General features: G+C 30.4%; 10 protein-coding genes. 5 read left to right on the top strand and 5 right to left on the bottom strand.

Annotated features, from left to right (window positions below; translation table 11 throughout):
- The 4 genes from EPU_RS02235 to EPU_RS13850 all read right to left on the bottom strand — a co-directional run.
- Positions 1 to 1,968: alpha-galactosidase (locus EPU_RS02235; protein WP_052296443.1), on the bottom strand; the 1,968-nt coding region annotated here is incomplete at its 3' end.
- Positions 1,969 to 2,021: 53 nt separating this feature from the next.
- Positions 2,022 to 2,570: a type 1 periplasmic-binding domain-containing protein gene (locus EPU_RS12590; protein WP_010166357.1), complete on the bottom strand. Its 549-nt coding sequence runs from the start codon at positions 2,568 to 2,570 to the stop codon at positions 2,022 to 2,024.
- Between the two features lie 136 nt (positions 2,571 to 2,706).
- Positions 2,707 to 3,900, bottom strand: a complete 1,194-nt coding sequence (locus EPU_RS02225; RefSeq protein ID WP_029487836.1) for a PH domain-containing protein — start codon at positions 3,898 to 3,900, stop codon at positions 2,707 to 2,709.
- Positions 3,890 to 4,192 (bottom strand): PH domain-containing protein, encoded by a 303-nt coding sequence (locus EPU_RS13850; RefSeq protein ID WP_255347259.1) that lies wholly within the window; start codon positions 4,190 to 4,192, stop codon positions 3,890 to 3,892. Before EPU_RS13850 ends, EPU_RS02225 begins: the two co-directional genes overlap by 11 nt.
- Positions 4,193 to 4,572: 380 nt before the next feature.
- Here EPU_RS13850 and EPU_RS02215 point away from each other — a divergent pair, with 380 nt between their 5' ends.
- The gene (locus EPU_RS02215) at positions 4,573 to 5,340 is read left to right on the top strand and encodes a flagellin (protein WP_010166351.1); all 768 of its coding nucleotides are present in this window, start codon (positions 4,573 to 4,575) and stop codon (positions 5,338 to 5,340) included.
- A gap of 131 nt (positions 5,341 to 5,471) precedes the next feature.
- A complete protein-coding gene (locus tag EPU_RS02210; protein ID WP_010166349.1) occupies positions 5,472 to 6,224 on the top strand; it encodes a hypothetical protein in 753 nt (250 codons plus the stop codon).
- 30 nt (positions 6,225 to 6,254) lie between these two features.
- Here the strand turns inward: EPU_RS02210 and hemW are convergent, their stop codons facing one another.
- Positions 6,255 to 7,379: a radical SAM family heme chaperone HemW gene (gene hemW / locus EPU_RS02205; protein WP_010166346.1), complete on the bottom strand. Its 1,125-nt coding sequence runs from the start codon at positions 7,377 to 7,379 to the stop codon at positions 6,255 to 6,257.
- A gap of 124 nt (positions 7,380 to 7,503) precedes the next feature.
- Here hemW and EPU_RS02200 point away from each other — a divergent pair, with 124 nt between their 5' ends.
- The 3 genes from EPU_RS02200 (at position 7,504) to xylA (ending at position 14,743) form a co-directional block, all read left to right on the top strand.
- Positions 7,504 to 11,025: a hypothetical protein gene (locus EPU_RS02200; RefSeq protein WP_029487834.1), complete on the top strand. Its 3,522-nt coding sequence runs from the start codon at positions 7,504 to 7,506 to the stop codon at positions 11,023 to 11,025.
- 109 nt (positions 11,026 to 11,134) lie between these two features.
- Positions 11,135 to 13,267 carry a methyl-accepting chemotaxis protein gene (locus tag EPU_RS02195; protein ID WP_010166342.1) on the top strand — a complete coding sequence of 711 codons (2,133 nt, stop codon included), beginning with the start codon at positions 11,135 to 11,137 and terminating at the stop codon, positions 13,265 to 13,267.
- 159 nt (positions 13,268 to 13,426) lie between these two features.
- On the top strand, positions 13,427 to 14,743 hold the full coding sequence (gene xylA, locus EPU_RS02190; RefSeq protein WP_029487833.1) for a xylose isomerase: 1,317 nt from the start codon (positions 13,427 to 13,429) through the stop codon (positions 14,741 to 14,743).
- Positions 14,744 to 14,764: the final 21 nt, after the last annotated feature.

Genomic DNA, 14,764 nt, shown 5'->3' with positions numbered 1-14,764 from the left:
GCCTAAAATGGCCGTTGATTTATCTGCGGAAACAACTAACCAGCAATAAAAATTGCCTTGTGATAATCTATAAAAATCACCTAATTGAATAACATCCTGATATTTTTTGAAAAAGGTGATCTGTTCCTTAACCTGTTCTAATTCGGCGGCAGAAATTTTATTTAAATCTAGTTCATAGCCAAAGGTTCCAAAATAAGCGACATCTGCACGCATTTTTAAACTAGTGACTCTATCTACTTGGTGATTTGGAACTGCAGCAACATGGCTACCCATCGATACAATAGGATATAGCATAGATGTGCCATATTGGATGTGTAATCTCTCGACAGCATCTGTATTGTCGGAAGCCCAGGCCTGGGGAGCATAATATAGCATTCCGGCATCAAATCGGGCACCTCCAGATGCGCAAGATTCAAACAATATCTCTGGAAATCTAGCAATTAGTCTATCGTATAAGCTATATACCCCCAAAATATATCGATGGAAGAATTCTTTTTGGCAAGCAGCAGTTAGTGAGTGGCTAAATGCTTCTGTAATATTGCGATTCATGTCCCAYTTGATATATGCAATATTGGCGGTATCAATAATTTCGCACATTTTATTAAAGATACAGTCTACCACTTCGGTTCTACTAAAATCCAATACATATTGATTTCTACCATACGAGGATTTTCTATTTGGCGTTGCGATAGCATAGTCTGGATGAGTAGCATAAAGTTCGCTAATTTCATTAACCATCTCTGGTTCGAACCACAATCCAAAATCTAATCCCATAGCATTAATTTTTTCGGAGAGTCCTTTGATACCGTTTGGCAATTTTTCTAAATATACCGACCAATCTCCTAATGAAGTGGAATCGTTATCTCGTTTTCCGAACCACCCATCGTCGAGTACAAATAGTTCGATTCCGGCAGCTTTTGCAGTTGCTGCAATTTTCAAAATGCTTTCTTCGTTAAAGTCAAAATATGTTGCCTCCCAATTATTAATTAAGATAGGACGACTTTTTTGTTTGTACTTGCCACGCATTAGATTATTTCTAAACAAATTGTGAAAATTTTGACTCATTTTATTTAGACCCGAATCGCTATAGACCAGAACGGCTTCTGGGGTRTCAAACTTTTCGCCAGCCAATAATGTCCAATTGAATTCGAACGGATTAATGCCCATCAAAACACGAGTAACATCATACGCATCTACTTCCACTTGGGCTAAAAAGTTGCCACTATAAATTAAAGTGAATCCATACGCTTCTCCAGCAGTTTCAGTAGTTTGGGGGCGTTTGAGTGCAATAAAAGGATTGTGCATAGCRCTGCTGGCACCTCGACTGCTAGCAACAGACTGAATACCCGAAGTAATTTTACGAGTAGAGATATGACGTTCTCGAGCCCAAGCTCCATCTAAAGTAATCATTTCAAAATTACTATCATATAAATCGAGACTAGCGGACATTGCGCGTTCTATTCTTAAAGGCTTTGTAGAGATATTGATAAACGCAGTACTGCGAACTATTGCCGCTATATCAGAAAATACATGATAACGTAAAAGTACTTTTAAGCCGATCACATCATCTTGTAAAGTGATCTCCAAAGTTTCAACGTTATTACCATAAGTGGATGGTAGACCTGTAATAGCATCTTTTCCATTTTTTATGATGTGAGATTTGTAAACAAGGTCTGTAATAGAACTACCGTTATCGGCAACAACTTGATACGCAGGATCACGATAATCGCCTGTACCATAGCTTGGATATTCTTGTTTTAGGACCTCCAACGAAAAATCGAGATCACCTTTAAAGACACACGGAGCAAGACTGGTGCCCTTTTCTACTAACAAATGATCGAAGTCATCACGATGTCTAATCTTTTTTCCAAAGTATAATTGTCCAAGATGATTATTTTTTAAAATCTTAATTATATAACTCACATCATCATTATAAATATGAAAAGTGTTATTACTAAACTGAATCACAGTAATCAATCCCTTCGTTGTTAAAAATAAAAAGACCACAGTATGTTGTGATCTTAGATTAAATTAATGGTTGAATGCTTCATTAGTGTGAATGAAACTACAAATAGTATAGCAGAAATATGCAAATAATGTATACCCCCATCCCATACCAATTGTGTAAACCCATACGTGGTTACTGCATAAGCAATATCTTCACGATATAATCCTGCAATGACCTGAGTGTTTAGATTGTGTTCTAGCATAGCTTTAATATATCCTTGTTTGCGTTCAATAGAAGATAGTCTATCATCGCCTGCTACATGCAAAATATTGGTATGACCATAAGAGATTAAATGTTTTGTTGCTATATATCCTCCTAAAATATTATCGGTGTTAACTACTTTAATTTTGTTGTGCGTATCCTCTGTAAGAGTAATTTGGTCAATTAATACTATATTATATTTTTGAGCGAGTTCTTGTAATATTTGAAGTTGATATGGAAATCCGATAAAAATTCCACCTGCAATAATTCTTGAAGTAAAATAATCTTCGATTAGATCGTATTCTTGTGGGGTGTTGATAATGTTAACTAAAGCAGTGTGATTATATTCCTTATGTATCAAGGGATTAAAAAAACATAAAAATTCATTTTATGAGAACATTTCGCGAAACGCGTGTTTTGCGAAATGTTTAGCTTCACAACTAGTCCTAATTTTAAGCACAAAAAAAGCGAGAATTTTCTCTCGCGTATATTTTGCTTTAAAACAATTTTCTAAATATATTATCGAAATTGTTACTCTCAATACCATTAATACTTTTAAGGTCCTCAAACTTCATTCCGGCATAATTTACTCGTAGACATAAAGTTCTTTTGCACTGGTTAATAATATTTTTCTTGATTTGAATGCTATCAATTTCTCCTAACTTAATAATTGCTATGCGTTTGACTAATATTCCTCTAGATAAATAGAGCATTGTGTTAGACATACCATAAAATGTAGTATTATATATTAGCTTATGTGTAGGACTTATTCTTTTCTTTTCATCTACAAAATCAAATTCTGAAAAAAAGGTGTAAATTACGCCAAAAACTTCATTAAACGGTAAAATAGGAAATATAACATTGATTTTCTCATCTGCTTCATCTACTCCTATTATACTAATCGAAATTGTAGCTTTATTAAATAACCTAAAAATGGGAGTTTGACTAATATGAACTGCTGATATTCTTTCTTTATTAATTATTCCACTTTGAGTATTTAGTAGTCCTGAATGTACAGTTATAATTTCTTCTTGTTGATCTATTCTAAAATCATAGAATTTAACTAGGTTCCATAAACAACTAAGCACCTTAATTAATATAATAAATAGCAACAAAGCTATAACCTGGGTCATAGGAGTATCTAATATTACTTCGAATCCAATATTATATCCCAGCACCAATAGTGATAATATAACACTGAGATTAACCACTAGTGTACTATAAGATAAAGAAAATAGCAAAAYTTCTTTTTTGTTCATTCTGTAAATAGCTTTTATCTTAGTCGATTCCTGGTTTCTTAATAAAGTTTTTTGTAGTTGTTGAATAATTTTACTACTAAGCACTAATTTTATATCTTCGCTTTGATTTTTAGTATATGTATTTATTGTATATAAACCCAATAGACGCTGCTTAAAAGTTCTTGTTATATCAATACTTGTAATGGAAATGAGAGGAATTTTAGTAATCTTCTTATTAAATACTCCGACCTCTATTTGCAACAAACCATTCTCTACATAAAATTTTTTGCTAATCCAAGTRCAAATTGTATAGATGCAACTTATAAAAAACAAAACTAAACTAGAATAAATAGCAATCTTACGAAAATCAAATAATGAGGCAAATACATARTATGATACGATATAACTTAGTACTGTAAATACTAAATTTCGAAAACTCTCTCTATATTTCATTCATTGTACCATCACTTTCTTTGCCTAAAAATGTTATAATAAATTCAGCAATCTCTCCGGCTTCTCTTGTCTTTACAGGTAATAAAGTGTGAACTACAGTAGTTGTAACAATACTAATAATTGCAAGCCCCATCCTATCTAAAATCGGATTGCTRATGGTCGTGATTTGCTGAACCCTTCTAATCGGAATTATAACAGTAACCACTTTAAAAAATCCTTTAGTATACATAATCCTCTCTTGGTTATAACTGTATCCCCAATATTTTGTGTTGCAAATTGYTTTTAKCCACATMAATACAAATATACCTATTATCAACATCAGTATATGTAGATTTGTTAGTTGTATTTTATCTAATATAAACTGATAGCTAACTAATAGTATTATTGATAGCATAATTGCAGTACTGGTATTTTTTATTAATAAATATCTTAACATCTGATTATTCATCATAATTCTCCTCTACCCTAAAATTACTTTTATTTAATTGACACACGTTACATTGTACTCGCTACATCTAATGTATTCAGACACCATATACTTTATTATTTATTATCAATATTTTATGTTTATTTTATATTGCAGTATATTTTTTTAAAGTTTTCAAACACCAGTGTCGATATGTATACTGAAGCTTATTTTTGTACTTAAATATATTTTAGGAGGGGTTATTTATGGCAATAAACTCAATTACAGGCTTTCAATCCTCTATTAACAATCCTCAAAATCAAAACATCAATAGAACAAGAGAACTTCAACGAGAACGCGAAGAAAGAAACGAAGAACTTTCAACCGGAAAAAAGGTTAATGAAGCAGCAGACAATCCTGCAGTTATGGCAATAGCCACTAAAATGGTATCAGCATATATTGGATTAAATGCACAAAGTAATAATATTGAATCCGAAATGAGTCGTTCTAATGTTGCTGATGGTGCTTTGAGTGATTCTCAAGCTACTTTATCTCGGATGAACGAACTTGCACTTCAAGCCAATAACGGAATTTTAACTGATGAAGATCGGTCCTATATTCAGATGGAAATGGATCAACTAGGGGAACAATTAGGATCAATTTCTAAAAATACAGAATTTAATACCAAAGCCGTATTCGATGAAGAAGGTATTGATTTCAGTGAAGATACTTTAGGTTCATTTAGTGTTGATGTGACAGATCCTAATGCACTTAGCCAAATTCGTGGAATGTCCTCTGCTGTTAGTTCGATGCAAGCCGAAGTAGGAGCAGACTACAATGCAAATGAATCAGAAGTAAGATCTAATAATATTACTGCAGAAAATACCATGGCTGCTGTTAGCCAAATGCAGGATACAGATTATGCCGAATCCACTAGTGCAATACTTAAAAACAATTTATTAGATCAATATAGGTTACAAATGCAAAGTCAAATGCAAACTCAAATGATAAATCAGATGAGCATTATGCTGTAATTTGAATCAACTTGTAAATTTGTAAATATATTTTTGTAAACGTACAGTAATTTACTAAATTATTTTAACTACTTCACCGATATATATATTAGATTTATGTACTAAGGTACAAAAAAGTTAGGAGGATAATTATGGCACTTGGTCTAAATTCCGATATGAATTATTCTATACAAAACAATGACAGAAATGCTGATCGTGCTACTGCACAAATTCGAGAAATTCAACAAAATCTCGAAGAGCGACGTCAAGAACAGGCCACCGCAGAAGCATTACCGCAATCAGCTAATATTCCCGCCGGACTCTCTGTAGGATCTAGAATGGTATCCGCTTATATTGGATTAACTGTTGAAACTTCAAATGTAGAAAGCCAAAACGAGAATTACACTTCTGATAATAGTGCTTTAAACACCACTCAAACCGCAACTAACACGGCTCAGAATTTTACATTAACTCAAAATAATATTTTAACTATTCAGCCACCCGAAGATACCACTAGTTTATATACTACCGAAGAAGAAGAAGATGCCTTGGCTTTATACGAAGACACTCCTTCTCCTCAAGAGGAACTAGAAGCTAGAATCATTGAAGCACGTGCAGAAAGAGAAGCAGAACAAGAAGCACTTACCAGTGAAAGAGAAGCAGAACTTAACGCACAACAAGCTGAAACATCTCAAGAAATTAGCGAAATGCAGGAAGAGACACTTGAAGAAAATATTAATGCTGAAAATATAGCTGCCACCGCTAATACTAATGCCACTACTGCAGCAACCAGTACAACATTAAAAACCAATTTATTAGATCAATATAGATTTCAAATGCAATCTCGTTGGCAAACTTCTGCTATGAACATGATGAATCAAATGTCTACTTTATTTAATGTTTAAGTTCAAGAAGGGCAGAACTTTTGCCCTTTTTTATAAAAAGCTTGTAAATACAGTATTCGATATATCTATTCCAAAATTTGTAAGATAAATATTTGTTTCATTTTCTATTAAAGCTTTTTCATTTTTCCATKTATTTATTTCATATCCATAAATTTCTTCAATATTTTTACCATACCTATTTTTAAAATCTTTTTTACATATTCCTCTAATCATTCTTAGTCCCAAAAACATAAATTCTTCCATACTCATTTTGTTTGTTATAACATCTTCTTCTTTTATAATATCTGTGCCGTGATCTATTCCTTGTATATATTTTTTCAAATCATCTGTGTTTGTATATCTTATATTATTTAAATATCCACTAGCACCCAACCCTACACCAATATATTCATCTAATGTCCAATAGAGAATATTGTGTTTACATTTATACCCATTTTTAGCCCAATTCGATATTTCATATTGAAAAAATCCATATGAACTTAATATTTCTTTTGCAGTAGCATACATTTGTCTATCTACATCTTCAGATGTAATTAAAAATAATCCATTCTTGTAATCATTATAGAGCTTTGTATTTTTTTCTAAAATCAGCGCATATGCTGAAATATGTGTAATAGGATACTGACTGACCCTTGCAAGAGTGCATTTCCAATCATGCAAAGTTTGAGACGGCAACGCAAACATTAAATCTGTATTTATATTTGTAATCCCTATGCCTAATAAATCATTAATGGTATTTTCCCAATCTTCAAAAGTGTGAATTCTGCCTATTTTTTTTAACAAATTATTGCACGAACTCTGTAATCCTAAACTGACTCTATTTATACTCGTATTTTTAATTATTTGCAAATGTGATTTAGTTAAAGTTCCCGGATTTACTTCTATTGTCCATTCTATATCTTTATCTAAAATAAAATTGTCTTCAATTACTTCACAAATTTTACTCAATAAATTTACCGATAAAGCAGTAGGAGTTCCACCACCTATAAAAATAGTATTGATTTTTCGTTTAACTTTCCTACTATATCTTTTTAATTCTTCAACTAAAGCACTGACATATACATCTTCTAACGAATTATCTGCAATTGATAAAAAATCACAATAATAACATTTTGATTGACAAAATGGTATGTGAACGTATAATCCTGTATTCATCGTCGCAACTCTTTTCATTTTCTTATTTATAAGTGTAGACATTTTTTTTTAATTATATGCAATTATGTTTAAAAAAATTTTTTCATGGTCATACTACAAAAAAAAACAGAAATGGAATAAAACCGTGAATAAAAATTATTTAGGATTTGTATTTGAATTAGGATTTAACATGGGAATCGCATCATGCCTAGAAGAAAAAATGAAAAACGAAGTTAAAATTCATCTTAAGGATGAATCTTATATACGATCTGCAGTATATTCAACTTATACAAAAGACATCACTGATGTTAACGAGCAAAATCTAATAAAGCAAAATATAGACTATCTGTTATTTAAAGGAATACTTTCTGGAAAAAATTTCTTTAAAGAATGGTTAAAAACCAAGGTTCATGATCGAGAATACAAATTGGAATATTTTCAAGCTAATTTTAAAAATGTATTTGGTCAATTCAATCAACAAGACCAAAAAGAGTATTTTATTAATTCTCTAGAAACTCAACTTCAAATAAAGTTAAATGTTACAGAACGAGAATCATTATTTTTTAAAGGACAAGTTTTACGTGCCGATACTATAATTTTAATTTCTGTCAGTCAAAAATACTATTTATGCGTAGTAGATAATGCCATTAGTATCAGCCATATCCAAGATTATTCAAACTTAGAAAATATAAAAAAAATTTTTCAGCATTCTATTTATTCACAAGTCAGCAAAAGTCAATTTAGTAATCTAGCAATAGATGGTGTAGATATTTCTGATATGAATATTTCTGAATTACTCAATAATTATATGATTGGATTAGCATCAAAAGAGAAACCTTTATTAAAAATGATTCAAGCCGGTAGTTATGCCTATAATTTTATCAAATTATTATTTACTAAAACTACTATACAACATCTCACAAATATATGTATCGTTGGATATACAGATTCAGAAGTTTGTAGTTGTAATTTAACAGATAGTCAAATAGATATTTTAGAAACTTGTTTTAAACATTATTATTATTCAGATAAACAACATAAAACAACTACATTTGAAGATAAAAATAAAGACTTATTTAGTAGAGTTAGATCTAATTTCAAACAATTTTTCAAGTTGGACGAAAATACATTAAATAAACTTGTTAATTTTAAACCGGTATCGTTCACAGAAACATTTGATGATTTTCAAAATACAGCTGCAAAGTATACATTTGAAGAAGACACAGATACCCTGAGAAACATTCATGCAAAACAAATTTCAAAGTATATTGCAAATAAAGATGTTCAACTATTATTTTTAACTGGAAATCCAGGAATTGGAAAAACTACTGCAATTGTAGAATATCTCAAAAAAGAAGAGGGATTTTTATTTTTATACTTAAGTCCTAGAACTCAAGTAAATAATGATATATTAGAAAAGTTTTTAAATAATAATAAATTATACACTGACGATGCTGTATATTTAACAGCAAATAGTCAAGAAGAAAAAAATATTAATGGAGTAAATTTTTTAGCATCTAATCCTGAAAAATATATATCTGTTAAAAGTGATATTACTTTTTTASCTATTGATAATAAGAAAAAATTTTTATATTCGACGACGAAATTCAAGGAGCATAATGATACAATTTTTTCTAAAGCTGCAGAACATAATTTAGGTGTGTTATCCAAACTGACAAAAGCTATTAATTGTGTAATTTCCAATAACTTAAGCAATAAAATTATATCAACAGCTTGTATTCAATCCCTACGAAAATGTTCAGGCGGMAAATCAACGGCAACGCATATCAAAACTATATTCGATACATTTTATAACGAAAATACACGTCAAGTAAAAAATTTTGATAACTTTGCTAKAAAATTTCAAAATGTAATTATAATGGTAGATGAAATAACAGGTGATGGTGCCGGAATAGCGTTCTTGGATAATTTAATTAAATTAGTTTATCGACAAATTTATGACGCTATACCGCACAATGAAAAACATAAAGTAAATTTCAAAATACTTGTAGCAGATGCTTCTATTACCAACATAAAAGTCATTGAACAACACTTTAGAAATAGTCTTGGTGATAATAGTAAAATATATTTCAACAAAAATAAACAATCAAACAAAGAATTAGAAATATTTAACTTTCAATTTAGAAATAAATATAATTCTATCTGTATTAACACTAATTCTTATCCTGCTAATAAGTTATCTATAGAATACGATTTRTTACTCCAGACTTGTTTTGTCCCAGATGTATCTACTATATCTACCAATATAAATAATAATAATCTCAATGATAGGATAAGTAATGAAGCAATCGATATTATCGCTTCTAAAAGAGCCAAACAAGTTATTATATATATACAAAATTTAAATAGATTAGCACAAATTTCAGAGATAATGAATATTAAGTATTTAAAAAAATTTGGTACACAAATGATTAAAAATACAGACTATATTATTATTAATTCTATTTTATCTGATGCAGAAAAAGCCAATGTACTCAAATATAAAGATCAAGTTAAATTTGTATTAATGACATCTTCAGCTAGTAGAGGTATCTCTTTTCCAAATACCACTCGAATACTAATAGATGTACCTAATTTTAATATTGAACACAATTTAATGGAAATTTTACAATTAATATATAGAGGCAGAGGTGGTAAYCTTGATTTTACAACAAAATATTTAAAATTTTTTATCAACGATACGATTTTTTTCAATGATTCTTTGGATAGTACYAGGATTCAAAAATCTTTGATAGGATTATTTACCATGCTAATAATAATCAAAATCGCTATTTTAACACGAATTTATGGCAGTACTAAATTTAAAAATCAAAATATTTCATTAATACCAACCGGTGAAAAAGCAATAGACTCATCTTCAACCAGTCTAATTGAAACATTAAGTTCTTTAATTATACAATTAAAACGAGCTTATCGCAGAGATCTAACCAATAAGAATCTTGAAAATATAATTTATCAATTAACAGAAACTTTTTCTTCTATTAGTATCCATACTCAAGGAGAAATTTTTAATAATACTTCATTAAAGAAAATTCAAAATAATTTTCATACTGTATGGGATAATGGTATGGACAAATTATTAGATTTTAACCCTTTGATAGAACCTATTATTTTAGGAGATTTAATGATTTTTCCACTTAAATGTAGCATAGAGAGTTTTTTGCATTTTAACAATGAAATTATTCGAAAACAATTTATAGACAATAATTTACGTGAACAACTTCTAGAACAGATTCAATATAATGACAATATACCAAATACTATAAAAAAAGACTTAAACACAGCATTAGATACATTAATCCATGTGTATACAAGTAATATATCTAAAAAACTTCAAGATATTACTTGTAATGATTCAATGTTTATAGCTATGCCTATCATAGGTATTTTTACTTTTTCAGAATTTGAAGCTTTTACCGAAAATACACTAACAAATAACAGAAATACATTTAAACAATTATTGTATTCTTATTTAAGATCTCATTATAATATAACTGGTGTATTACCTATATCCAGTAATTACGAGAATGTCCCTTATATACTTTTTAAAAGCAACAACTTACAAGCTATTCGCAACAAAATATATAATGACAGATATATTTTCTGTTCAAGAGAATTAAATTTATTGAATTTACTTTTAATATAATGCACAACAATTCAACATAGCAAAAAAAATAATACTTTTCCATTGTATTTTTTCCAAAATTAGTATAATATATATATGTATTAAAAAAATATTAATAAGGAGGAATACAATGAAGAAAAACAAGAAACTAGCCTTTACATTAGCAAAGCTAATTGGATTAGTACAAACTATTGTGTTAATTGTTCTAATTATAGTAGTCTCTGTTCAAGTTTCAAATTCAAGTTCGAGAGAAATTTCATCCAGATTTAATACTACAGCTGAACTTAATGCTACTAAAGTACAAAACATTCTAGATTCTGCATTTAATTTATTAAACGATTTACAACATTATATTATTCGTACATATGAAGACTATAACGAACCTCTTATGATTGAAGGAAAATCAAGTCCTAATAATAATTGGAGTTCTATATTAAACGAATATATTTCTGCTGAAAATTACACTGCTGAAAATTATTTTTTACACACCGCTTGGAGTGCTATTGAATATAATGAAAATTTGAGCGGATTTGGGCTTTACTTTGAACCATATGCATTTGATTCAACTCAGGAAATATATGCATTTGAAGTTTACGGTGAGCAGGCACACAATAATACTGCAATTATAATAGATGAATACTCAGATTATGCAAATAAGGATTTTTATATTATGTCTAAAAATACAGGGAAAACATATATTACTAATCCTAAATTAATAAAAAATCAATTAGTTATTACGGTATCACTTCCTATTATGTATCAAAATCAATTTAAAGGTGCTTTAGCTGTTGATATTGATATTCAGGCTTTTTCAAAAACTAAAATTAATAGTACAACTTATCAAACATTATTTTCTGCTGTCTGTGATAATAACTGGACTATAATTTATGATTCAATGACAAATGATAGCATAGGATTAAATGTACGTGATTACGTATCAGAGGAAGATGTAATAGAATGGACAAATTTAGCTGCACAAAATCGTCCTTTTTCTCTTGTTACAGACTCTCTTAACGATATGGGGTATGAAGACAACGCATCTCAACAAAGATATTTATATCCTGTTCGTGCTGGAGATAATATTTGGTGGGCTCATGTCGAAATTGATCGAGATGAAATGCTCAGTTCTTCAACCAATCTTACTATCACAATTATTGTAATTTCATTTATATCATTGGTAATTTTAATAATGTTCATTATATATTTATTAACTCGATCACTTAAGCCTTTAACTCCACTTCTAGCAGCAGCAGATCAAATGTCTAATGGTAATTTAGACCTCAAACTAAATGTACACACTAACGATGAAGTCGGTCAACTTGGAACTGCATTTATTAAAATGAGTAATATATTACAAACAATGATTCAAGACATTCAATTTATACTTTCCGAAATGGCAAAAGGAGATTTTACGGTTACAAAGAAAACTAAAGCAAATTATATTGGTGCATTTGCTCCAATTAAATCTTCATTACTCGAAATAGGTGATGTGCTAAGCAATACCTTATCGAATATATCTTCTGCTGCTCTAGAGGTTAGTAATGGCGCTGAGGAAATTGCCACTGGTGCAACAGAACTTGCTGACGGAACGGTCGAACAAAGTAAAATTATTCAACATTTTAGTACTTCTACCGAAAATATCGCAACCTTAATTAAAGATTCTGTAGTCAACGTACAAGAAACCGCTAAAATTTCTCAAGAAGCAAAATCTAAAGCTGATAAAGGCACTCAAATTATGGAAAACATGTTAATTTCTATGAATACTATTAATCAATCTAGTCACACAATTTCTACTGTACTAAAAACTGTTGAAAGTATTGCTGGACAAACCAATCTTCTTGCATTAAATGCAGCAATAGAAGCAGCGCGCGCAGGAGAAGCTGGAAAAGGGTTTGCTGTTGTTGCAAGCGAAATTAGAGAATTAGCAAATCGTAGTAGTGAAACCGTAAAAGAAATTGATGATATAATTAAAGTGAGTATAAGCGATGTTTCTAAAGGACAAAAAATGGCTAATCAAACTTCTGAGAGTCTACATGATATTGTAGAAACTATTGCACAAACCAGTGCTCTTGCAGTTATTCTATTAGAAGCTGCTGCTCAACAACAAACTAGCATAGAAGAACTTTTAGCAGGAACCAAACAAATTGCTCATCTAATTCAATCAAGCTCTAGTACAGCTGAAGAAAGTGCCGCTGTAAGTGAAGAATTAGCTGCACAAGCTGAGCATTTAACCAGTATGATGCAATTTTTTAAAGTAGATTAATATAACGCAGCCTTAATTTATTCATCCTCATTTACAGTAACTATGGCATATATAAAAAATAATTAGTAGTTTTTCCTAAAAATAGTTGTATATTTTCAGTACTTGTATTAAAATAAAAATACCTTTATGGTAAATTTTATAATTAATGGAGGCAATAAAATGGTTAATGGACTTACCAATATACCACCAGTCAAATTTGAAGGACGAGATAGTAAAAAAGCTCTAAGCTTCAAATATTATAATCCTGACGAAATGATTCAAGGCAAAAAAATGAAAGATTATCTTAAATTTGCAATGAGTTACTGGCACACTTTGTGCGGAGATGGTACAGATCCTTTTGGATCCAGTACAATTGATAGAGATTATAGCGGTCAAACCCCGATGGAAAAAGCAAAAACAAAGGCCGATGTTGCCTTTGCTCTTATGCAAATTCTTGGCATAGAATATTTTTGCTTTCACGACTTGGATATTGCACCTACTGGAAACAGTCTGAAAGAATTGAAAAATAATTTAATAGAAATAACAGACTATATCAAAGGATTAATGGATAAAACCGGTATCAAGTTACTCTGGGGTACTGCTAATTGTTTTAGTCATCCTCGTTATATGAATGGTGCAGGGACTTCACCACAAGCTGATATTTTTGCATGTGCTGCAGCACAAATAAAAAATGCTATAGATGCAACGATCAAACTCGGTGGAACAGGATATGTATTTTGGGGTGGTCGTGAGGGATATGAAACTTTAYTAAATACTAATATGGAAATTGAACTTGACAATATGGCAAAGCTAATGCACATGGCCGTTGATTATGCTCGTTCCAAAGGATTTACAGGAGATTTCTATATTGAACCAAAACCAAAAGAACCTACAAAGCATCAATATGATTTCGATGTTGCAACCGTTGTTGGATTTTTAAGAAAATATGGTTTAGATAAAGATTTTAAAATGAATATTGAAGCAAACCATGCAACTCTTGCAGGGCATACATTCCAACATGAGCTTAATGTTGCTAGAGTAAATAATGTATTTGGTTCCATTGATGCCAATCAAGGCGATCTTCTGCTTGGCTGGGATACTGATCAATTCCCTACAAACGTTTATGACACAACACTTTGTATGTTAGAAGTTATTAAAGCAGGCGGATTTACAAATGGTGGATTAAACTTTGATGCAAAAGTTAGGCGAGCATCATATACTATGGAAGATATCATTTTAGCTTATATTTCAGGTATGGACACATTTGCACTCGGTCTAAAAATTGCCAATAAGATTATAGAAGATGGTAGAATTGATGAATTTGTATCCAGAAGATACGCAAGTTATAAAACTGGAATTGGGGCCGACATTATTGCTGGTAGAACAAATCTTGAAGAACTTGAAAAATATGCACTTGAATTGCCTCCTGTTGAACCTCATCCTGGTAAACAAGAATATCTTGAAGCAGTGTTCAATAATGTAATGTTTACGGTTTAATAAATACTATCAAGGTTCAAG

It is taken from the genome of Candidatus Epulonipiscium viviparus (assembly GCF_000171335.1).
Classification (GTDB): domain Bacteria; phylum Bacillota; class Clostridia; order Lachnospirales; family Cellulosilyticaceae; genus Epulonipiscioides; species Epulonipiscioides viviparus.
Note: the sequence above shows the minus strand (reverse complement) of the source record. Positions and strands in the feature narration are given on the sequence as shown.